21 protein-coding genes are annotated in these 20,339 nt (G+C 59.5%); 13 read left to right on the top strand and 8 right to left on the bottom strand.

What is annotated here, in order from left to right; all coding sequences use genetic code 11:
• Nucleotides 1–67: 67 nt before the first annotated feature.
• The 5 genes from FHX15_RS16400 to FHX15_RS16380 form a co-directional block, all read right to left on the bottom strand.
• The gene (locus FHX15_RS16400; protein ID WP_184398852.1) at nucleotides 68–685 is read right to left on the bottom strand and encodes a hypothetical protein; all 618 of its coding nucleotides are present in this window, start codon (nucleotides 683–685) and stop codon (nucleotides 68–70) included.
• Between the two features lie 99 nt (nucleotides 686–784).
• Nucleotides 785–910 carry a type B 50S ribosomal protein L36 gene (gene ykgO, locus FHX15_RS16395; RefSeq protein ID WP_109457334.1) on the bottom strand — a complete coding sequence of 42 codons (126 nt, stop codon included), beginning with the start codon at nucleotides 908–910 and terminating at the stop codon, nucleotides 785–787.
• Between the two features lie 175 nt (nucleotides 911–1,085).
• A complete protein-coding gene (locus tag FHX15_RS16390) occupies nucleotides 1,086–2,153 on the bottom strand; it encodes a 5-(carboxyamino)imidazole ribonucleotide synthase (RefSeq protein ID WP_184399265.1) in 1,068 nt (355 codons plus the stop codon).
• Nucleotides 2,150–2,644: a 5-(carboxyamino)imidazole ribonucleotide mutase gene (gene purE / locus FHX15_RS16385; RefSeq protein WP_132656981.1), complete on the bottom strand. Its 495-nt coding sequence runs from the start codon at nucleotides 2,642–2,644 to the stop codon at nucleotides 2,150–2,152. Before purE ends, FHX15_RS16390 begins: the two co-directional genes overlap by 4 nt.
• A 16-nt stretch (nucleotides 2,645–2,660) precedes the next feature.
• A complete protein-coding gene (locus FHX15_RS16380; protein ID WP_007826473.1) occupies nucleotides 2,661–2,864 on the bottom strand; it encodes a YdcH family protein in 204 nt (67 codons plus the stop codon).
• 230 nt (nucleotides 2,865–3,094) lie between these two features.
• On the opposite strand from FHX15_RS16380, the gene FHX15_RS16375 reads away from it, so the two are divergent.
• A complete protein-coding gene (locus FHX15_RS16375) occupies nucleotides 3,095–3,268 on the top strand; it encodes a YdcH family protein (RefSeq protein WP_184398850.1) in 174 nt (57 codons plus the stop codon).
• A 154-nt stretch (nucleotides 3,269–3,422) separates the two neighbouring features.
• Here the strand turns inward: FHX15_RS16375 and FHX15_RS16370 are convergent, their stop codons facing one another.
• Both FHX15_RS16370 and FHX15_RS16365 read right to left on the bottom strand, forming a co-directional pair.
• Complete coding sequence (locus FHX15_RS16370) at nucleotides 3,423–3,683, bottom strand: ArsR/SmtB family transcription factor (RefSeq protein WP_184398848.1); 261 nt, start codon at nucleotides 3,681–3,683, stop codon at nucleotides 3,423–3,425.
• 66 nt (nucleotides 3,684–3,749) lie between these two features.
• Entirely contained in the window at nucleotides 3,750–4,514 is a 765-nt protein-coding gene (locus FHX15_RS16365; protein ID WP_184398846.1) for a sulfite exporter TauE/SafE family protein, read from the bottom strand.
• A 108-nt stretch (nucleotides 4,515–4,622) separates the two neighbouring features.
• On the opposite strand from FHX15_RS16365, the gene FHX15_RS16360 reads away from it, so the two are divergent.
• Entirely contained in the window at nucleotides 4,623–5,276 is a 654-nt protein-coding gene (locus FHX15_RS16360; RefSeq protein ID WP_184398844.1) for a thiamine phosphate synthase, read from the top strand.
• Between the two features lie 10 nt (nucleotides 5,277–5,286).
• Entirely contained in the window at nucleotides 5,287–6,369 is a 1,083-nt protein-coding gene (locus FHX15_RS16355) for a tetratricopeptide repeat protein (RefSeq protein ID WP_184398842.1), read from the top strand.
• Nucleotides 6,370–6,380: 11 nt separating this feature from the next.
• On the opposite strand, the gene FHX15_RS16350 is transcribed toward FHX15_RS16355, so the two are convergent.
• Nucleotides 6,381–8,126, bottom strand: coding sequence for a chemotaxis protein (locus tag FHX15_RS16350; protein WP_184398841.1), 1,746 nt, complete (start codon nucleotides 8,124–8,126; stop codon nucleotides 6,381–6,383).
• 343 nt (nucleotides 8,127–8,469) lie between these two features.
• Here FHX15_RS16350 and FHX15_RS16345 point away from each other — a divergent pair, with 343 nt between their 5' ends.
• The 10 genes from FHX15_RS16345 (at nucleotide 8,470) to FHX15_RS16300 (ending at nucleotide 20,313) form a co-directional block, all read left to right on the top strand.
• Nucleotides 8,470–8,799 (top strand): STAS domain-containing protein, encoded by a 330-nt coding sequence (locus FHX15_RS16345; RefSeq protein ID WP_184398839.1) that lies wholly within the window; start codon nucleotides 8,470–8,472, stop codon nucleotides 8,797–8,799.
• Complete coding sequence (locus FHX15_RS16340) at nucleotides 8,796–9,164, top strand: response regulator (RefSeq protein ID WP_112544064.1); 369 nt, start codon at nucleotides 8,796–8,798, stop codon at nucleotides 9,162–9,164. The genes FHX15_RS16345 and FHX15_RS16340 overlap by 4 nt, the downstream gene beginning before the upstream one ends.
• Nucleotides 9,161–11,230: a chemotaxis protein CheA gene (locus tag FHX15_RS16335; RefSeq protein ID WP_184398838.1), complete on the top strand. Its 2,070-nt coding sequence runs from the start codon at nucleotides 9,161–9,163 to the stop codon at nucleotides 11,228–11,230. The genes FHX15_RS16340 and FHX15_RS16335 overlap by 4 nt, the downstream gene beginning before the upstream one ends.
• Complete coding sequence (locus FHX15_RS16330; protein WP_184398836.1) at nucleotides 11,227–11,736, top strand: chemotaxis protein CheW; 510 nt, start codon at nucleotides 11,227–11,229, stop codon at nucleotides 11,734–11,736. Before FHX15_RS16335 ends, FHX15_RS16330 begins: the two co-directional genes overlap by 4 nt.
• A 29-nt stretch (nucleotides 11,737–11,765) precedes the next feature.
• Nucleotides 11,766–13,478, top strand: a complete 1,713-nt coding sequence (locus tag FHX15_RS16325; RefSeq protein WP_184398834.1) for a methyl-accepting chemotaxis protein — start codon at nucleotides 11,766–11,768, stop codon at nucleotides 13,476–13,478.
• 359 nt (nucleotides 13,479–13,837) lie between these two features.
• Complete coding sequence (locus tag FHX15_RS16320) at nucleotides 13,838–15,766, top strand: methyl-accepting chemotaxis protein (RefSeq protein WP_184398833.1); 1,929 nt, start codon at nucleotides 13,838–13,840, stop codon at nucleotides 15,764–15,766.
• Between the two features lie 190 nt (nucleotides 15,767–15,956).
• Nucleotides 15,957–17,768, top strand: a complete 1,812-nt coding sequence (locus FHX15_RS16315) for a methyl-accepting chemotaxis protein (protein WP_184398831.1) — start codon at nucleotides 15,957–15,959, stop codon at nucleotides 17,766–17,768.
• A 73-nt stretch (nucleotides 17,769–17,841) separates the two neighbouring features.
• Nucleotides 17,842–18,318 carry a chemotaxis protein CheW gene (locus FHX15_RS16310; RefSeq protein WP_184398829.1) on the top strand — a complete coding sequence of 159 codons (477 nt, stop codon included), beginning with the start codon at nucleotides 17,842–17,844 and terminating at the stop codon, nucleotides 18,316–18,318.
• 33 nt (nucleotides 18,319–18,351) lie between these two features.
• Nucleotides 18,352–19,206 carry a CheR family methyltransferase gene (locus FHX15_RS16305; protein ID WP_184398827.1) on the top strand — a complete coding sequence of 285 codons (855 nt, stop codon included), beginning with the start codon at nucleotides 18,352–18,354 and terminating at the stop codon, nucleotides 19,204–19,206.
• Between the two features lie 9 nt (nucleotides 19,207–19,215).
• Nucleotides 19,216–20,313 (top strand): chemotaxis response regulator protein-glutamate methylesterase, encoded by a 1,098-nt coding sequence (locus tag FHX15_RS16300; RefSeq protein WP_184398825.1) that lies wholly within the window; start codon nucleotides 19,216–19,218, stop codon nucleotides 20,311–20,313.
• Nucleotides 20,314–20,339: the final 26 nt, after the last annotated feature.

Genomic DNA, 20,339 nt, shown 5'->3' with positions numbered 1-20,339 from the left:
CAGGGAGACGATATCATCGAGCTAAAATTGTGCGTCTTCCTACGCGGTCAAGTGCATGCCGGATCTGTCAGGTGCGGCTGCCGGCAAGCTTTTCCGAGAGCGTGCTGACCTGCTCCTGCGCGGTGCGATCGGCGGGGTAGACGTCCAGAACACGCTCCCAGGCCTTGAGGGTAATCTCGTCATTGCCCGTGGTGGCGAGGATGGCCGCCATGCCTGAAAGCGCGCCGAAATGGCGGGGCTCGATCTTCAACACCTGTTCGATATCGGCCATCGATTTGCGATAGTTGCCGAGCACGAAGTTCAGCGTTGCACGACGGTTCCAGCTCTCGGCATAGGTGGGTTTCAGGGCAATGGCTTCATCGAGAAAGTCGAGCGCCGCGGGATTGCGCTTTTCCTCGATCGCCTTGTCGGCCCACTGCATCAGGAGATTGATCGTCGCGCTGTTGGAATCGTTCCATTCCATGCGGATCTGATTGGCGATGCTGCTTGCCTTGTCAGGATCGCGCTCGCGCTTCAACTGCGCATAGAGTTGGTCGAGGCGTTGCTTGGGCGAAGAATCGGTATTGGCCGGTTGCTCGACGATAACGTCCTTCTGCTGCGCCATGGCAGGAAGGGTGGGGGCGAGCAGCGTAAGGACAAGCGGCAATGCCGGTGAGAGCGTAGCAAAAAAGCGCATGGCGGACATATTAGTCCGCCACTGCTGAAGATCAAACAAATTTGACGTGATCACCGAAGCGACCCACCGATATGCCCGCCCTCGGGTAGGCAAATCGGATATGCGCCATCAGCCCTGACGAGCCTTGAAGCGCGGGTTCTGCTTGTTGATGATGTAGATGCGGCCCTTACGCCGAACGAGACGGTTGTCACGATGACGCGCCTTGAGCGACTTGAGCGAATTCTTGATCTTCATTTTTCTGATCCGCGATGTTTCTGGGGGAATTCACATTCGCCCGTGTCTTTTAACAATCAAAAGCGCGCCAGCTGGGCGCGCTCTTTAGGTGGGGGAGCAGATAACCCGACCTCTGCCCTGTGTCAACCACGTGAAGGCTTTTTTCCGTGGGTTTCAGGCGCTGGGGGACACCAATTCACGAGGCTTTACCTGTTAGCGTCGTGACGTGGCCCATCTTCCGGCCGGGGCGCGACTCCGTCTTGCCGTAGAGATGCACCAGCGTATCGTCGCGCTTCAACCAGTTCGGAACGGCAAGGATATCGTCGCCAATCAGGTTCTGCATCACGCAATCGGAATGGCGGCGCGGATTGCCGAGCGGCAGGCCGGCGACGGCGCGGACATGCTGTTCGAACTGCGAGACGATGCAGGCCGCTTCCGTCCAATGGCCGGAATTATGGACGCGTGGCGCCATTTCATTGGCGACAAGGCTGCCATCGGGCAACACGAAGAACTCGATCCCGATGACCCCGACATAGTCGAGCGCGGCCAGAATCTGTTCGGCCGCGTTGCGCGCTGCCTGAGCGGTGGTGGCTGCGATTGTCGCCGGAATCGTTGAAGTATGCAGGATGCCGTTGCGATGGACGTTTTCGGCCGGATCGAAGCAGAGCACAGTGCCGTCGGTGGCGCGCGCCGCGATGATCGAGACCTCGCGTTCGAAGGCGATGAAGCTTTCGAGGATGAGCGGCACAGAGCCAAGCTCCGCATAAGCGCCGTCAGGATCGTCAGCCGGGGAGCGGAACACTTTCTGGCCCTTGCCGTCATAGCCGAGGCGGCGGGTTTTCAGCACGCCCTGGCCCCCGAAATCCTTTAGTGCCGATTCAAGATCGGTCTGGCTGTCGACGGCGTGGAAACGGGCTGTTGGGATGCCGCTACCGTTGATGAAGCGCTTTTCGACCAGCCGGTCCTGAGCAGCTTCCAGCGCCTTTGGGGGCGGGTAGACCGGCACGCTCCTTGCCAGCATTTCGGCAGCGGCGACAGGGACGTTTTCGAATTCGTAGGTGACGACATCGCAGAGCCCGGCCAGTTCGGCGAGCGCCGAAGGGTCGTCATAGGCGGCGACGATTTGGCGGTTGGCTAGCTGGGCGGCGGGGCTGTCGGCCTGCGGTTCCAATATCACGGTGCGGAAATTCAGCCGTGCTGCGGCCATGGCAAGCATACGGCCGAGCTGGCCGCCGCCAATGATGCCTATCGTCCTGACCATCAGAGATCGTCCATTGGATATTCGGCTACGGAGGCGCTCTGGCGTTCGCGCCATTCGTCGAGGCGCTCGGCGATCTCGTCGTCGGAGAGAGCGAGCACGGCAGCGGCAAGAAGGGCCGCGTTGATCGCCCCGGCCTTGCCGATAGCGAGCGTGCCGACGGGGATGCCGCCCGGCATCTGGACGATCGAGAGCAGGCTGTCCTGGCCCGACATGGTCTTCGACTGGACCGGCACGCCGAAAACCGGCAGCGGCGTCATGGCCGCCGTCATGCCCGGAAGGTGGGCTGCTCCGCCTGCACCTGCGATGATCACCTTGAAACCTTCCGCACGTGCGCCTTTGGCGAAATTCACGAGCCGGTCAGGTGTGCGATGAGCCGAGATGATGCGTGCGTCATACTCGATTTCCAGCGCCTCCAGTGTATCAGCAGCATTCTTCATGGTCTCCCAGTCGGACTGGCTGCCCATGATGATGGCGACTGGCGGTCTGTCTGTTATCGTCACATTCGTTCCTTCAGGCGATGATATCAGGGATGATCTGGTCTTCCAGCTTGGAGAGCTTGTCCTTGATGACCAGCTTCTTCTTCTTCATGCGCTGGATGCGCAGGGCATCGCAGCCCGTCTCAATCATGGCATTGATCGCGGCGTCGTAATCCTCGTGCTCCTGACGCAGGCGCGCCACCATGAGCCTGATTTCCGCCTGTTCCTGATCGGCCATTTGCATTCCCCATGATCGTCTTCGGACCTTGTCCGGTCTGCCGATAATTTCCGCAAGCTCCTATCACCAAATAGAGGTAACGGGAAGTTAGTGTTGATCATGAATTTGCCGCTTAGTCTCCATCTTTTGGCCTTCGACAAGCCTTCAAAAATATGTCACAGTCCGCGGGTTGACACCTTGGATCCCCAGCGATGGATGGCTGGGGAAGGGTAAGAGGAAGGAAGGGTCAAATGACTGTTCAAGCTCATCTTGAATCGCTCCAGAAAAAGCATGTTGCTCTCGAGGAGGAGCTGCATGCCCTGAGAACATCTCCCTCTATTTCCGATACTGAAATTGCTGACTGCAAGCGCCGCAAGTTGCGCATCAAGGACGAGATCGAGCGTCTCAAGTCATCCGTCCATTGATCTTTCCAGGGAATCGCCGGACATCAGTCTTGCGAAAGAAAAGGTGAAAACCAAATTTTCTAGTCATTAAAGCAAGACCCGGTGAATACCGAAATCGAGCGCCAGTCCCTTGCATGCGGCATCGGGCTGGCGTCTTTACGAGGAGAGGACGCCGTTAGGCCCAGAACTGATCCAGCCACAGGTTGAGCTTGTCGAAGCCGCGGTTGTTGACCGTGTAGATGCGCTTCGTTCCTTCCGAGGTGACGGTAACGAGGTTGCTTTCGAGCAGCGCTTTCAGATGTTGCGACACCGCAGGCCGGCTGATCGGCAGACCCTCGGCAAGTTCATTCACCGTCTTCGGCGCGCGCCGTAATTCTTCCAGCAAAAATCGCCGGTTCGGGTCGGCAATCGCAGCGAAGGGGTCCGGGTTCGACATCCCGAAAAGCTACGTCAAAGAGGTCTTCCCAGCAAGGAAATTGTGCATTGCAACGGGGCGCAACCCCTATTCGAGCACGCCTTCGCGCAGAATCAGGAAAGCAGCGATCAGCGCCATGGCGTACATGAAGGGATAAAACACCTGCGGTTTCATGCGCCGCACGCACCATGCACCCGCCATCGTTGCCAGCGGGGCGAAGGGCAGGAGGGTGGCAGAGGTCATGAGATTGCGAGTGTCGAGCTGGCCGAGCGCGAAGTAAGGAATGAGTTTTACTGCATTCAGAATGGCAAAGAAGCGCACACTGGTGCCGGTGAATTCGCGTGGCGGCAGCTTGAGCGGCAGGGCGTAAATCTGGAAGGGTGCGCCACCTGCATGAGCGACGAAGCTCCCGTAGCCGGAAAACGTGCTCCAGAGGCTCGCCAGAACCGGGCGCTGGGGCCGCGGCGGGACGATCTTTCCCCTGCCAGGGCCAAAATTGTTCCAGAAATAGCGCAGGCAGAAGGCGATGGTAACGGCGCCGATGAGAATGCGCAGCATACTGCCCGGCACGAGAGCGGAGGTGGCCCAGCCGAAGGCAATGCCGAGAATAGCGCCCGGCAACATGACCTTCAGCGTCGTCCAGTCGCCGTGCTGGCGCCAGATCACCAGCGATATCATGTCCATGAAGACAAGGATGGGCAGCAGAATTGCGGCGGCTTCTACGGGTGCGACGACGAGAGCGAGAAAAGGAAGGCCGATCAGCGACAAAGCGTCGCCCATTCCGCCTTTGGCAAGCCCGACGAGGATGACCGCGGGGACTGCGGCGTAATAGAATGTCAAATCTAACGGCATGCTTTTGAAGTTCCTCCCCTTGCAAGCCCCCTCTATCGGAATTACTCACTCAAAACGAGTGCGGATCCGCCATAGAGCGGGAAAAACCGCCACAGATGGAAAGACTTCATGACCGAACCGGAAAACCGCTGCCGTCTTGTTCTCGTTCTGCCCGATATCGCCGATGTCGATGAGCGGGCAAAGATCGTTGCCGATGCGTTGAAAGGCGGCGATGTCGCATCTGTCATTCTGCCGCAATACGGTCTGGATGAAGGCGGCTTTCAGAAACATGCCGAAAAGCTGGTGCCCATCATTCAGGCCGCCGGTGCTGCGGCGCTGATTGCCGGCGACAGCCGCGTCGTCGGCCGTTCGAAGGCCGATGGCCTGCATATCACCGGCCCGGCGACCGAGATTGCCGATGCGATCGATCGTTATGCGGACAAGCTTATCGTCGGTGGCGGTAACGCGGCTGACCGGCACACGGCGCTTGAGGTCGGCGAGGAGCGGCCGGACTATATCTTCTTCGGCAAGCTCGACGGCGACATCAAGCCGGAGGCGCATCCGAAAAACCTCGCGCTTGCGGAATGGTGGGCCTCGATGATCGAGATTCCATGTATCGTCATGGGCGGCACCGATCCTGTTTCCGCACTTGCCGTTGCCGAGACCGGTGCGGAGTTCGTCGCGATGCGCATGGGCGTGTTTGCTGAGCCGGCACAGGCACCCTCGATCATCGCCCAGATCAATGCCTTGCTTGACGAAAAAGCGCCACGGTTTGAGGTTTGATATCGCGCTGATGCCGATCCCTGTCCGCTTTTCGAGATGCGCTCTCCTTTGCATGGCCACCCTGCTTGCGGGGGCACCGGAGTTTGCGCTGGCGCAGGCGAGCGACGCGATTACCGCACCCTCTACAACCCCCAGTCAGACGTTCCGGACCGATCGGCCGCAGCCGGAGAGCGGCACCGTGCCGTCTGACGGTGTCGGGGTTTTCGACCGCATGGGTGCGAAACTGCCCGACCTGCCGCCTGAAAAGGAATACAAGGGTACGGTCGATGAGGCGTTCGGTGCCTATCAGCGCGGTTATTATCTGACTGCAATGGACAAGGCGCTTCCGCGGGCGCAGCTCGGCGATCCGTCAGCGCAAACGCTGATCGCCGAAATCCTGTCGCAGGGCCTCGGTGTCAAGCGGGACATGAAGAATGCCGCCTTCTGGTATGGCAAGGCGGCGGAGGGCGGCGATCCGGCGGCGATGTTCAAATATGCATTGCTCCTCATGGAGGGCAACAACGTTAAGCGCGACAAGGCAAAGGCCGACGAATATATGCGCAAGGCGGCCGATGGGGGGAATTCCTCTGCGGAGTTCAACTGGGCGCAGACGCTCGTAGCCGACAATCCGGGTGACAAGGGGCTGAAGCTAGCCTTGCCTTATTATGAAAAGGCGGCGGAGCAGGGCGTCGCAGACGCGCAATATGCAGTGGCGCAGATCTATCAGCAGGTGCCGGACATTCCAGAGGAAAAGAAACGGCTGGCTCGCGAATGGATGGCGCGCGCGGCGCGCGCGGGCTTCGATACGGCCCAGCTCGATATGGGCATCTGGCTGGTCAATGGCGTCGGCGGTCCGAAGGATTATGTGCATGGCTTCGAATGGCTGAAGCTTGCCGCCAACCGCGGCAATGTCGTTGCGCAGAACAAGCTCGCGCATCTTTACATCAATGCGATCGGCACACCGCCCGATCCGATTGAGGCTGCGAAATGGTATGTGCTTTCGCGGCGAGCCGGACTGAGCGACCCGTCGCTCGAGGATTTCTACCTTGGCATCGAGGATAGTCAGCAGAAGGCGGCAATCGAGGCGGCGAACAAGTTTCGCCGCATCAACTAGACCGTAGGTTCTCAGAATAGAGCATCTTCGAAAAGATCCTCGTCGCTCTGAACCTTGGCGGACTCTGCTGGGGCCGTTGCAACAATTTCCTCGGCAGCGGGAATGATGTCGCGGTGCACATTGCGTTCCTGTACCATGGTGTAGAGCTTGAAGATCTTGCGGTCGAGCGGGGCGATCGCCACGGCAATGTCGGAAATATCGGCGATCTGGTCGCCGGCAACGGTTTCCAGGACATCGGCGCAACGGGCGAGCGCATCGCCGAGATCATGTTGGAAATCGAGCTTGCCGATCAGCAGGCTGATCTTCGCCGAGACCTCGCGGCCGTGTTCGGCAAGCACCTTGAGCCCATCTTCCATCAGGTTGGCCGCAGCGCGGATCGTGCCGACGGCCGACGTGAGGCTTTCGGCAAGGCCGCCATTCGTGGCACTGCCGGCAGGAGCGACGCGTCCTGCCGAGGCTTCGAGCGCTGGAAGGCCGTTGACGATGGCATCGGCTGAATCGTCAAGCTTGCCGGCAAAGATGCGCAATTCGGCGGTGACAACGTTGATCGACTTGCCCTCTTCTCCAAGACGGCTGCAGCGCAGATTGGTATTCAGTGCCATATAGTGGATATCGGTCTTGACCGAGCGGATCGTCTCGATAGAGCGCAGAAGGGTCGCGGCTGTACCGAGCGTCGACTGGCTGACCTGATCGGCCTGACGGCTTGCGGCATCAACTTGTTTGACGATCTCCTGGGCAGCCGAGACGCTGGATTCCAGCGCGCGCATGAAATTGCCGCCGTTGCCATCGCTTTGACCGCTCATCTTGTCGCGCAAGCTCAGAATTTCCTGCGTATCCTGGCTGAAGCTCGCGATCGTCTGCACGACATTGCGGGAATCCCGCTGGAAGTCCGTGCACATCTCCGCCATCTGAGCAGCCGTCAGATGGTGAATAACGTTCTGCAGGCGCTTGCGCGCATCTGCATCAAGTTTTGCGCCATCCTCGCCTGCAAGGAAATCCTCTAGCATCGAAAAAGTGCTCTGCACATGCTCGATGCGCTGACGGGTGATATCGCCGACCTGCAGCGCTGAAAGCGTGGACGCGACCTTGCCCTGTACGCCACGGGCAATGGCGGCGACGTCGCGGGCGATCACGGCGAGATTCTGGCGGTGATCGGCAATCTTCTTCGCATCGTCCTGGAGTGCCCTGGCAACGGCGGGAACGGTATCGGCATAGTTCTTCGCCAGATTATTGCCGACGCAGAGGGCGAGCTTGACCTCTTTCTGCAGGCTGTCGAGATGGGTGGCGAAGCGATTGACTTCGTCGGTCCCGGAATAGATGCGTTCGAGGATCTCTTGAGCGAAACCGGCGAATTCGGGGAGGCCGGCGCCCGTTATCTTCACCGTGACCGCAAAGGTGCGCAGGTAACGCATCGTCTCCTGCATGTCAGCAACGTGCCGATGCAGTTCCGAACCGGTATGGGCAAGCGCCGCCAGCGCCTGCTGGCGGTTTTCCTCAGCGCTAGGAAGCTCGATGAGATTCCGGACGGTTGCATTGAGATCGGCGCTGGTGTCACTCGCCTTATTGTTGTCGAGCGCCTTGGTGATCTGGTCGAGCGACGACAACAGACGATTGAGGACATCCATCACAGACAACAGGACAGTGCCACCTTCGAGAAAGCGTTCCTCGACCTGGGTACGCGCCGATTCCAAAGTCTGGCTGATATCCGAATCCGATGCCAAAAAAGCAGTCTGTGCCGATGCCGTCGCGTTTGTCACTTTTGTACCTTTACTTATAAACACAGGCAATTTGACTCTATTTTTACGCGCAGGATGGAAACGGCAGGTAAACGGCGCAGACTCGTAAACGTTGTGATTAACAACCCATCAAACTATTCGGCAAGATTTTATAAGCTAGGCATCATATATCAGGTATCACATTGTTTTTTCACGTCATTTTATAATATGAGAAAGCGTCATTATAAATTATCCCCGATGAAAATTCAGGGAGTCCAGACTCGCTGTAATTGCACTTTCCTACAACCGCTGTTTACGCGGTGTTAAGCCTGTCATGAGAGTCCTTTTAGGGTCGCTAAGTATTTCTCCGACCATGGAGGCTGCATTGGATACTCAGACACAATATTGCGAATCTATATCTCTTCCGGAAATGCTGAGCATTCGGAATGCATCAGAAGTATATACGAAAATTATTGGTCGATTTCGTGATAATAATACAATTATTATAAGTCTTCCTGAAAACGTGGAAGCGGATCTCAGCTTTCTTCAGCTCATCGAAGCGGCCCGCCGTCAGGCCAAGGCAGAAGGCAAGACTTTTACCCTTTCAACTCCGGCTGGCGGTTCGCTTCTCAAGGTTCTTGAGCGCGCCGGATTTGTGGAAGCCTTCGATCAAGAGGACCAGAAGTTCTGGTTGCATAAAGAGGTGACGTTATGAGCGCAAACATCCTGACCGTCGACGATTCCGCCAGCATCCGGCTGACCACCAAGGTCACGCTGACCAATGCAGGCTACACCGTCACCGAAGCCGTCAATGGCGCCGAGGGTCTGGCAACTGCCAAGAGTGGCAATTTCGACCTGATCGTCACCGACCTCAACATGCCGGTTATGGACGGGCTGACGATGATAGAAGAACTGCGGAAGCTGCCCGCCCAGGCCGGTGTGCCGATCATCTTCCTGACGACGGAATCCGATGCCGACCTCAAGGCGCGCGCCAAGGCTGCTGGTGCCACCGGCTGGCTCACCAAACCGTTCGATCCGGAAAATCTCGTTAAGATCGTGAAGAAGGTTCTTGGCAGATGAGCTCGCTTGATCCAGTCGCAGTCTTCCGTACCGAAGCGGCCGAATGCCTTGAGGCCATCGAAGCGGGCCTTCTCGACCTCAACCACGACCTTGAAAACAAGGATCTCGTCGATGCCGTGTTCCGCGGCCTTCACACGCTGAAGGGCTCGGGTGCGATGTTTGGCTTCGAGGCTCTTGCCGCTTTCACACATCACTGCGAAACGGCCTTCGACCGCGTCCGCAAAGGCGAGGTTTCCGCGACCGCCGAGCTGGTCGCCGCCGTTCTTGCTGCTCAGGATCACATGCGAGCGCTGGTCGAACAGCCCGATGCCGATCATGGCGATGCCGGTCAGAAGCTGCTTACCCAACTTCAGGCCGCCGTCGGCGGCAAGGCGGAGGCCAATGAGGCCGCCGCGCCTGTCGCTGCAGCATCCGCTGTCGCTCCGGCCGCTCCTGCCAAGAAGACGACGACCTGGCGTATCCGCTTCAGCCTGCCGGCAAATGCCATGGCCAACGGCACCAACCCGCTCGGGCTTCTCGATGAACTGCGTGATCTCGGAGAATGTACAGTTCGTGCAAACACATCAGGCATTCCGCCGCTCAACGATCTGATTCCCACCGAGCTCTATGTTTCCTGGGAAGTTGTTCTGACGAGCGAGCAGGATCGGTCCGCCATCGACGACGTCTTCATCTTCGTCCTGGACGATATGGAACTCGACGTTCAGGAAATCGCGGGTCTGCAGGCGGGCGTAGCAGAGGCAAAGAACGAGACCGCTCCCGTTATTCCGGTTCCCGCCGCTCCAGTCGCCGTCGCAACAGCGCCCGCTGCTGCGCCGGAGTTCCGCCCGGTCGAGGCCGTTCCGGTAAAGCGCGAAGCACAAGCACCCGCCCAGGCAGCACCCCAGGCAAAGGCGCAGGAAAACGTCCGAGTTCCGGCAGAGCGTCTCGACGAGCTAATGGATCGCGTCGGCGAGCTCGTTATAGCCCAGTCGCGCCTCAGCCAGCTGGCGAGCTCCAGTTCGGATATTGCCTTGCGCTCGGTTTCGGAAGAAATCGAACGTCTCTCCGGTGAGCTGCGCGACACGATGATGGTGTTGCGCATGGTGCCGGTCGGAACGCTCTTCTCGCGCTTCCGCCGCCTCGTACACGACCTCGCCCGCGAAACCGGAAAGGTCATCGAACTCGTCACCGAGGGCGAAACGACCGAAGTGGACAAAACCGTCATCGAGCGTCTTGCTGATCCGCTTGTCCATCTGGTCCGCAACTCGATCGACCATGGCCTCGAGCCGCCAGCCGAACGCCTTGGCGCTGGCAAGACGGAAGCCGGCACCGTGACGCTGTCGGCCCGCCAGTCCGGTGGCGAAGTCATCATCTCCATCACGGACGATGGCCGTGGCATCAACCGCGAGCGGGTCCGCGCCAAGGCGGAATCTTCAGGCCTCATCGCGCCCGGCCAGCCGCTTTCCGATCAGGAACTGCTCCAGCTTATCTTCGCGCCGGGCTTCTCGACGGCCGCGCAGATCACCAATCTCTCCGGCCGCGGCGTCGGAATGGACGTCGTGAAGAAGACGGTCGACGCTCTGCGTGGCGCCATCGAGATCGTCAGCCTGCCGGGGCAGGGCTCGGAAGTCTCTCTCCGCATTCCGCTGACGCTCGCCATCATCGATGGCCTGCTGGTTCGTGTCGGGTCCGGCCGTTACGTCATCCCGCTCTCGGCGGTCGAGGAATGCCTCGAACTGTCGCTGGAGGAAGACCTCCGCTCGCGTGGACGCAGCTTCATCTCGCTGCGCGACAGCCTGGTGCCGTTCCTGAGGCTTCGCGATCTCTTCCGCACCGGCACCAAGCCGGACGTGCATCAGAAGGTGGTCGTCATCTCGACGGGCACCGAACGTGTCGGCCTCGTCGTCGACCAGATCATCGGCGACCACCAGACGGTCATCAAGTCGATGTCGAAACTGCATAACGACGTGGCGACCTTCTCTGGCGCCACCATTCTCGGCGACGGCAGCGTCGCCCTCATTCTTGACGTCGGGCACCTCGTTGCCGCGGGTCAGCAACAGGAGGCGCAATTGCGCGTGGCAGGATGAGCACAGCAGCAACAGCCGAAAAAATGGACCATCACTGGAATTATGCCGAAGAAGTCGAAGTCCTCACTTTCGATCTCAACGGTGAGACTTTTGCGCTGGAAGCGGTCATCGTCCAGGAAATCCTGGATCTGCTTCCGGAGACCGCGGTTCCTGGCGCACAGCCTTTCGTCGCCAGCGTCATCAACTTCCGGGGCAAAGTCATTCCGCTTGCCGATCTTCGCCTCGCATTCGGGATGGAAGCTTCGGAAGCGACAATCGACAGCCGCATCATTGTCATCGAGGTCGATCTGCAGGGGGAGCAGACACTCGTGGGCATGCGGACCGACAAGGTGAACGAGGTGACGACGCTGACGAAGAGCGCCAGCGAACCGCCGCCGAGCGTCGGCATGCGCTGGCGCGCCGACTACATCAACTGCCTGGTCAAAAGGGGGGGCGAGTTCATCATCCTCCCGAATTTGCAGGCAATTTTTTCATCGAGGCATGAGACGGCGGGGGCCGTCAACTAGCCGGGGGCGATCATCGAGGGGTTAAGACGATGCGATTGACGATCAAGACAAAGCTGGTGACTGCGTTCACCTTTATCATTCTCATGCTCATGGGCACGGCTGCCTACGGCATCTTCAGCCTGGGCTCGCTGAACGATGCGATCGGCAATCTTCTTGCCGGTCCTGCGGCGCGCCTCGACCTGGCACAGCAGATCAGCATCGCCCAGCTCGAAGCCATCCGTCAGCAGAAGAACCTCCTGACCGCACGCAATGTCGACGACGCTTCCGGTGCGATCGAAAAGGGCAACAAGGCTCGCAAGGATTTCGCCGATGCATTCGCTGCCGTGACGAAGCTTGCGACCGAGCAAGGCAAGGCGCGTTGGGAACGTGTTGCCGAACTCTCCAAGGCATTCAATCAGGCCGACGACCAGATCCGAACTTTCATCAAGGACGGCAATCTGGACGGCGCCAACAATATCTCGGTTACCACGGCGCGTCAGGCAGCCAACGAGATTGATGCTACACTCGATGAAATTCTGGCGCTCGAGAAGCAGCGTATGAAGGATGCCGATGACGGTGCCGATCAGCAGTATGCCACGACGCGCACGACGATGATTGCAGTTGCCGCCGTAGCTTTGTTAATTGCCGGCCTCACTGCCTTCTGGATCGCTAACACCATCAGCAAGGGTCTCAGCCGCGCCAACACCGTTGTCCGCGAAGTTGCCGAAGGCGACCTGACGAAGATGGCGGAAATCACGGCGCATGACGAAATCGGCGAATTGCTTGGCAACGTCAATGTCATGATCGAACGCCTGCGCGGCGTCGTCGCCGATGCCTTGTCTGCCGCCGATAATGTTTCGTCGGGCAGCCAGGAACTCTCGGCTAGTTCCGAGCAGGTCTCACAGGGCGCGACCGAACAGGCGGCTTCGGCTGAAGAGGCCTCCGCTTCGATGGAGCAGATGGCGGCGAACATCAAGCAGAATGCCGACAATGCCGCCCAGACCGAGAAGATCGCCCGCCAGTCCGCCAAGGATGCGGAAGCTTCCGGGGACGCCGTCAACCGTGCTGTCGACGCGATGCGCACGATTGCCGAGAAGATCGGCATCGTACAGGAAATCGCCCGCCAGACTGACCTGCTCGCTCTGAACGCTGCTGTCGAAGCCGCGCGCGCCGGCGAGCACGGTAAGGGCTTTGCGGTTGTGGCTTCCGAAGTCCGCAAGCTGGCGGAACGCAGCCAGTCGGCAGCCGCAGAGATCTCCTCCATGTCGAGCGACACCGTCAAGGCCGCCCGTGATGCCGGCGAAATGCTTGGCCGTTTGGTTCCTGACATCCGCAAGACTGCCGAACTGGTCTCCGAGATTAGCGCCGCCTGCCGCGAGCAGGATATCGGAGCCTCGCAGATCAATGAGGCCATCCAACAGCTTGACAAGGTGACTCAGCAGAATGCCGGGGCTTCGGAAGAAATGTCGGCTACTTCGGAAGAGCTTGCCGCTCAGGCCGAGGAACTGCAGGCTTCGATCGCCTTCTTCAAGGTCGATGCGGCCGGCGTGACACGCGCTGGCGTAAAGAAGACAGCGTCGAAAGCGGTTGCCAAGGTGGTCAAGGCCCCGGCTACCGCTTCGCGGAAGCCCTCTCCAGCGACGCATAACCCCAATCACGGCCATACGGTTTCCGCCCAGCAGGCACGCGCCAAGGGCTTTGCCCTGGATATGTCGATGGGCGGTCCGGACGCCGGTGACGACGATTTCCGCGAAAGCGCCTGAGCGCTTCGCAGATACGAGAGCTACCGCGGACCTGTGGCCCGCGGCTTCAGGAAATGCCCAGCGTGTGTATGCGCTGGTATCGATCGGCAGATCTCCGCCTATAGGCTTCAGCAGGAGGCAGAACATCAAGCTTCCTTCCGAAAGGCGGGATTTTCCGCAGTCAGACGCGCTGCGGTTTTAAAAGGCCGATCGTGAGCTCCGGCAGGGTCCGTGACGACGGGCATGCGGAACAAGCGACGATGATCTCCAGCAATCGAATAATTCTGCATGCATGCCGCCGTGAGCGGCGGAATGACGGTCCATGCCCGGACGTCACGCGATGCCCAGTTCTGTCGACTTACTTCAAGGGAAGTATTCAAATGCGCTTCACGATCAAACTGAAACTGGGCCTTGCTTTCGGCCTGATGACCCTTTTGCTGGTTGGCGTTGCCGCTTACGGCAGCATGAGTCTCGGTACTCTGAACGACGCCAGTGCTGCAATGATCGACGGCCCCGTGCGCCGTCTCGAACTCGCGCTTACGGCCAATGTGGCCGAAGTCAATGCTATCCGTGCTCAGAAGAATGCTCTGCTTTCGACCGATCCGCAGACGACCGACGGTTTCTACAAGGAAGCCGATCAGAATCTGCAGACCATGATCGAAGCCGTAAATCAGGGGCATGCGATCGCTTCGCCCGAAGGCAAGCCCTATTGGGAAAAGCTGCAGGCCATCGGCGCGAAATTCCGCGAGAAATCCGCCGAACTGCAGCAGCTCGACGCAAAGGGCGATCAGGCCAGTGCGCAGGCTCTCTCGCTTGGCGAACTGCGTGGGATGACAAACGATATGGGTGAAGCGATTGCGGCGCTCGTCGACATCCAGCGCAAAGGCATGAAGGCCACCAATCAGGCCAACGACGATCTCTATAATTCCACCAAGCTGATCCTCGGCACCGCCTCCGGAATCGCCGTGTTAATCGCGATCGGCGCGGCTCTCTGGATCACGCTCGGCATCAACGGCGGCCTGAAGAAGATTGCGATGGTAGCCAAGGCCGTTTCGATCGGCGATCTCGATCAGAATGTCGCCGTCAAGACGAATGATGAGATCAAGGATTTGATCGATACGGTCAACGTCATGACCGCCAATCTGAAGAATACGGCAGAACTCGCCGACAAGATCGCCATGGGCGACCTGTCCGTCGATGCGAAGCCCCTGTCGGACAGGGACGTTCTCGGCATCGCGATGCGCAGCATGGTGACGAACCTGCGCACAACTGCCGAAGTGGCCAACCAGATCTCGAACGGCGACCTGACGGTGTCTCCGAAGCCGCTTTCGGAAAAGGATACGTTGGGCATTGCTCTGGAGCAGATGGTGGAGCGCCTGCGTGGTGTCGTCGCTGATGCGATTGCCGCTGCGGAGAATGTCTCTTCGGGCAGCCAGGAACTGTCGGCCAGCTCGGAACAGGTCTCGCAGGGCGCAACCGAACAGGCAGCTTCGGCTGAGGAGGCTTCCGCTTCGATGGAAGAGATGGCTTCCAACATCAAGCAGAATGCCGACAACGCCGCCCAGACGGAGAAAATCGCCCGTCAGTCGGCCAAGGACGCTGAAGTTTCGGGTGAGGCGGTCTCGCGCGCTGTCCAGGCCATGCGTACGATCGCTGAGAAGATCGGCATCGTCCAGGAAATCGCCCGCCAGACCGACCTGCTCGCCCTGAATGCCGCCGTCGAAGCCGCGCGTGCCGGTGAACACGGCAAGGGTTTTGCGGTCGTCGCCTCGGAAGTGCGCAAGCTTGCAGAACGCAGCCAGTCGGCAGCCGCTGAAATCAGTGCGATGTCCGGGGATACGGTAAAGGCGGCGCAGGAGGCTGGCGACATGCTTGGCCGCCTGGTTCCCGACATCCGCAAGACGGCCGAACTGGTCTCTGAGATTAGCGCGGCCTGCCGCGAGCAGGATATCGGTGCAGCCCAGATCAACGAGGCGATCCAGCAGCTCGACAAGGTGACGCAGCAGAATGCCGGCGCCTCCGAAGAGATGTCTGCAACCTCCGAAGAGCTCGCCACACAAGCTGAAGAACTGCAAGCCTCGATCGCCTTCTTCAAGGTGGACATGGCCGGCAACCGCCTGTCCCGCGCCCCGGCTGCCAAAGTCAGCGTCCGCACGCCTCTTCCGACCGGAGGCCGCAAGCCGGTTGCCAAGAAGACTGCGGCTGCCAATACGGTCGCAGCCCAGCAGGCACGCGCCAAGGGCTTTGCCCTCGATATGTCGATGGGCGGCCCAGACGACGGGGACGCCGAATTCAAGGAAAGCGCCTGAGCGCTTATCCCGTCAGGGGCTGCGCATGTGCGGCCTCTGACACAAGCCTCCGGCGACCGGGAACGCCGAATGCAAGGCCGCAAAACCTTTGTGCGACCTGTCTACGCCTACCGGATTTCTTGCTGCATGACGCAGCAACCGGAACCATCGGTCCACGTTTATTACGTCGCTTTCAAATAGGGGTATTGCGATGCGTATCACGATCAAGCTCAAGCTCGCGGCCGCGTTCGGCTTCGTCATACTGTTGCTGGTGGGCAGCGCAGTTTATGGAATTATCAGCCTCAGCTCGCTGAACGACTCTGTCGGCAATCTGATCGCGGGCCCTGCAAAAAGCCTGGAACTGGCTCTGGAAGCAAAAGCTGCCGAGCTCGATGCCATCAGGTGGCAAAAGAACGCCCTCTTGGAAATGGATCCCGACACGGCCAAGAAGAACTACGAAAAGTCGGCGAAGAGCATGGACGAAATGCTCACATTCGCGACAGGCGGCCAACAGCTCGCAACGGCTGACGGCAAACCCACTTGGGACAGGCTGGTGGAGCTCAGCAAACGCTTCGTGGAAGGTTCTAATAAAGTTGCCTCCATCCAGGACAGTGGCGACAGAGCAGCGGCGACGGCTTACTCCGGCGGAGAGGTTCGCGCCATCGTGGCGGAACTGGAGGACGTCTTTAAGACGCTCGTCGCGCTTCAGCAGAAGTCGATGACCCAGGCCGACGACGACACCGAACTCCTCTACGGCAACACCAGAAACCTGCTGATCGGCCTAGCTATCGGGGCTTCCCTCATCGCTTTCGCTGCTGCGCTGTGGATTGCACTCGGTATCAACAGCGGTCTAGGCAAGATCATGAACGTTGCCAACGCCGTCGCCATCGGCGATTTGAACCAGAAGATCGAGATCAAGAGCAACGACGAAATCAGGGATCTGGTCGATACGATCAACGTCATGACCGGCAATCTCCGCAACACGGCACAGATCGCCAACCAGATCTCGAATGGCGACCTGACCGTCTCTCCGAAGCCGCTTTCGGAAAAGGATACGTTGGGCATTGCTCTGGAGCAGATGGTGGAGCGCCTGCGTGGTGTCGTCGCCGATGCGATTGCCGCAGCTGAAAACGTCTCTTCGGGCAGCCAGGAACTGTCTGCCAGCTCGGAACAGGTTTCGCAGGGCGCAACCGAACAGGCAGCTTCGGCTGAGGAGGCTTCCGCTTCGATGGAAGAGATGGCTTCCAACATTAAGCAGAATGCCGACAACGCCGCCCAGACGGAGAAAATCGCCCGTCAGTCGGCCAAGGACGCTGAAGTTTCGGGTGAGGCGGTCTCGCGCGCTGTCCAGGCCATGCGTACGATCGCTGAGAAGATCGGCATCGTCCAGGAAATCGCCCGCCAGACCGACCTGCTCGCCCTGAATGCCGCCGTCGAAGCCGCGCGTGCCGGTGAACACGGCAAGGGTTTTGCGGTCGTCGCCTCGGAAGTGCGCAAGCTTGCAGAACGCAGCCAGTCGGCAGCCGCTGAAATCAGTGCGATGTCCGGGGATACGGTAAAGGCGGCGCAGGAGGCTGGCGACATGCTTGGCCGCCTGGTTCCCGACATCCGCAAGACGGCCGAACTGGTCTCTGAGATTAGCGCGGCCTGCCGCGAGCAGGATATCGGTGCAGCCCAGATCAACGAGGCGATCCAGCAGCTCGACAAGGTGACGCAGCAGAATGCCGGCGCCTCCGAAGAGATGTCTGCAACCTCCGAAGAGCTCGCCACACAAGCTGAAGAACTGCAAGCCTCGATCGCCTTCTTCAAGGTGGACATGGCCGGCAACCGCCTGTCCCGCGCCCCGGCTGCCAAAGTCAGCGTCCGCACGCCTCTTCCGACCGGAGGCCGCAAGCCGGTTGCCAAGAAGACTGCGGCTGCCAATACGGTCGCAGCCCAGCAGGCACGCGCCAAGGGCTTTGCCCTCGATATGTCGATGGGCGGCCCAGACGACGGGGACGCCGAATTCAAGGAAAGCGCCTGAGTATCAGGTCCTTCCAATATATTAACAGGCGTCCCCGATAATGGGGCGCCCGAATCCAACGAAAGCGCTCGATATGGCAACAACATCTCTGGAAGCTCAATTCGTGACCTTCAGCCTGGGCGAAGAGATCTTCGCCGTTCCGGTGGAGGTGGTGCGCGAAATCCTCGACTATGCGGAAGCCTTCAAGATTCCGAATGGTCCCGACTATCTGCTCGGCCTGCGCGACGTGCGCGGCCAGGGCGTTCCGACGATCGACCTGCGTCTGAAGCTCGGCATGTCGAAGACGGTGCCGACACCCCATACGCGGGTTCTGGTTCTCGACGTTCCCCTGGAAAATCGCGTTCTGACGCTCGGCCTCGTTGCCGACCGCGTTTTCGAGGTGACGCCATTCCGCCGCGATCAGATCGAGTCCGCACCCGATATCGGCATACGCTGGCGGTCGGATTACATCGCTGGCGTCGTGCGCCGCGAGAACGGCTTCGTCGTCATCGTCGATCTTGCCCGGCTTCTGTCGCGGGAAGATGCCTCTGTTCTGCAACCGGCCGCCTGAGGCCCTGAATACCTATCCGGAGCATTGCGCGTTATGAGTATGGCAGCGGTAGAAACCCAATTGCCGGGCGACAGGATCAGCAAGCGTAATTTCGATAAGCTTGCCCGGTTCATCTACAACTATAGCGGCATCAAGATGCCGCCGACGAAGCTGACGATGCTGGAGGGACGTCTGCGCCGGCGTCTGCGTGCCACACGTCACTCAAGCTTTGACGACTATTGCGATTTCCTTTTTAATGAGGGTGGTCTCGATCAGGAAACCGTCTACCTCATCGATGTCGTGACAACCAACAAAACCGACTTTTTCCGGGAAGCCAAGCATTTCGAATATATGCAGATGGTTGCCCTTCCTGCCCTCGCCGACTGCGGTGTGCGGACGATTCGCACATGGAGTTCGGCGTGCTCGACGGGTGCCGAGCCCTACACGATGGCAATGGTGCTCAACGAGTTCGTCGAGGGGCGTAATGACGTATCCTATAATGTACTCGCAACCGATCTCTCCACCGATGTGCTTCAGACTGCGCGCAAGGGCATTTACGCCGAGGATCTGGTCGCTCCCGTGCCGTACGACCTGCAGAAGAAATATGTCATGGTTGCCAAGCAGCACGGCCGGCGCGAGGTTCGCATTTCGCCGAAGCTGCGCAGCCGTGTCGGCTTTGCCCGTATGAATCTGATGGACGAGAAATATCCGGTCGGCGACCCGATGCATCTCATTTTTTGCCGAAACGTGCTGATCTACTTCGACAAACAGACGCAGGCAGGTGTTCTCAACCGTCTTTGCGAATGCCTGGCCAAGGGCGGTTACATGTTTATCGGCCACTCCGAATCGATCACTGGCTTCGACCTTCCGTTGAAGCAGGTTTCGAATACGGTGTTCCAGCGCATCTGAGAGGGTCTCATGGCCAAAAAAGTCCGCGTCCTCATCATCGACGATTCAGCCAGTGTGCGGCAGACGCTGACGCGGGTTCTGGAAGAAGACCCGGACATCGAGATCATGGGTGTTGCCTCGGATCCGTTCATGGCGGCGCGCAAGATTCAGGAAGAAATCCCCGACGTCATCACTCTCGATGTCGAGATGCCGCGTATGGATGGCATCACCTTCCTGCGTAAGCTCATGTCGCAGCGACCGATCCCGGTCGTCATGTGCTCTTCGCTCACAGAGGCCGGTTCGGAAACGCTGATCCAGGCACTGGAGGCTGGTGCCGTCGATGTCATTTTGAAATCGAAGATCGGCGCCGCCGACAGTCTTACCGACGATGCGATGCGTATTCGCGAAGTAGTCAAGAGCGCCTCGTATGCACGGCTTGCCAATATGCGCCGTGCGGCGGGCAATGTCCGTTCGGCTTCGGCGGAGGGGCCCGCCAAGAAGCTGACCGCCGATGCGATGCTGCCGCCGCCGACCGGCCGGGCCATGGCGAAGACGACGGAAATGGTCGTCTGCGTCGGCGCTTCGACCGGTGGGACGGAGGCTCTGCGCGGGTTTCTGGAGGCGCTGCCTGCCAACGCGCCGGGCATGGTGATCGTCCAGCACATGCCTGAGAAATTCACTGCGGCATTCGCCAAGCGCCTCAACGGCCTGTGCGAGGTTGAGGTCAAAGAAGCGGCCGACGGCGATCCGGTATTGCGCGGTCATGTGCTGATCGCGCCTGGCGACAAGCATATGCTGCTGGAACGTCAAGGTGCGCGTTATTATGTGTCGGTCAAACCGGGACCGCTGGTTTCCCGCCATCGCCCGTCGGTTGACGTGCTCTTTCGTTCGGCTGCCCGTTCTGCCGGCTCGAATGCGATGGGCATTATCATGACGGGAATGGGGGATGACGGAGCGCGCGGCATGCTGGAAATGCACCAGGCCGGCGCTTATACCGTCGCACAGGACGAAGCGACCTCTGTCGTTTTCGGCATGCCGAAGGAAGCTATTGCCAAGGGCGGCGTGGACCGTATCCTGCCGCTCGACCAGATCGCCCGCGAAGTGCTGATCACGCAGCAGAAGTCTTGAATTTCGGACACTGAAAAATGGAAAGG

The sequence above is a fragment of the Rhizobium sp. BK650 genome, from assembly GCF_014195325.1.
In the GTDB taxonomy this organism is placed as follows: Bacteria; Pseudomonadota; Alphaproteobacteria; order Rhizobiales; family Rhizobiaceae; genus Rhizobium.
This window is presented reverse-complemented; position numbering and strand designations above follow the sequence as displayed.

Excerpts from the sequence above, each read along its gene's own strand:
- FHX15_RS16400 (WP_184398852.1), bottom strand. The coding sequence starts at position 685 with ATGTCCGCCATGCGCTTTTTTGCTACGCTCTCACCGGCATTGCCGCTT.
- ykgO (WP_109457334.1), bottom strand. The coding sequence starts at position 910 with ATGAAGATCAAGAATTCGCTCAAGTCGCTCAAGGCGCGTCATCGTGAC.
- FHX15_RS16380 (WP_007826473.1), bottom strand. The coding sequence starts at position 2,864 with ATGGCCGATCAGGAACAGGCGGAAATCAGGCTCATGGTGGCGCGCCTG.
- FHX15_RS16375 (WP_184398850.1), top strand. The coding sequence starts at position 3,095 with ATGACTGTTCAAGCTCATCTTGAATCGCTCCAGAAAAAGCATGTTGCT.
- FHX15_RS16370 (WP_184398848.1), bottom strand. The coding sequence starts at position 3,683 with ATGTCGAACCCGGACCCCTTCGCTGCGATTGCCGACCCGAACCGGCGA.
- FHX15_RS16365 (WP_184398846.1), bottom strand. The coding sequence starts at position 4,514 with ATGCCGTTAGATTTGACATTCTATTACGCCGCAGTCCCCGCGGTCATC.
- FHX15_RS16360 (WP_184398844.1), top strand. The coding sequence starts at position 4,623 with ATGACCGAACCGGAAAACCGCTGCCGTCTTGTTCTCGTTCTGCCCGAT.
- FHX15_RS16355 (WP_184398842.1), top strand. The coding sequence starts at position 5,287 with ATGCCGATCCCTGTCCGCTTTTCGAGATGCGCTCTCCTTTGCATGGCC.
- FHX15_RS16340 (WP_112544064.1), top strand. The coding sequence starts at position 8,796 with ATGAGCGCAAACATCCTGACCGTCGACGATTCCGCCAGCATCCGGCTG.
- FHX15_RS16335 (WP_184398838.1), top strand. The coding sequence starts at position 9,161 with ATGAGCTCGCTTGATCCAGTCGCAGTCTTCCGTACCGAAGCGGCCGAA.
- FHX15_RS16330 (WP_184398836.1), top strand. The coding sequence starts at position 11,227 with ATGAGCACAGCAGCAACAGCCGAAAAAATGGACCATCACTGGAATTAT.
- FHX15_RS16325 (WP_184398834.1), top strand. The coding sequence starts at position 11,766 with ATGCGATTGACGATCAAGACAAAGCTGGTGACTGCGTTCACCTTTATC.
- FHX15_RS16320 (WP_184398833.1), top strand. The coding sequence starts at position 13,838 with ATGCGCTTCACGATCAAACTGAAACTGGGCCTTGCTTTCGGCCTGATG.
- FHX15_RS16315 (WP_184398831.1), top strand. The coding sequence starts at position 15,957 with ATGCGTATCACGATCAAGCTCAAGCTCGCGGCCGCGTTCGGCTTCGTC.
- FHX15_RS16310 (WP_184398829.1), top strand. The coding sequence starts at position 17,842 with ATGGCAACAACATCTCTGGAAGCTCAATTCGTGACCTTCAGCCTGGGC.
- FHX15_RS16305 (WP_184398827.1), top strand. The coding sequence starts at position 18,352 with ATGAGTATGGCAGCGGTAGAAACCCAATTGCCGGGCGACAGGATCAGC.
- FHX15_RS16300 (WP_184398825.1), top strand. The coding sequence starts at position 19,216 with ATGGCCAAAAAAGTCCGCGTCCTCATCATCGACGATTCAGCCAGTGTG.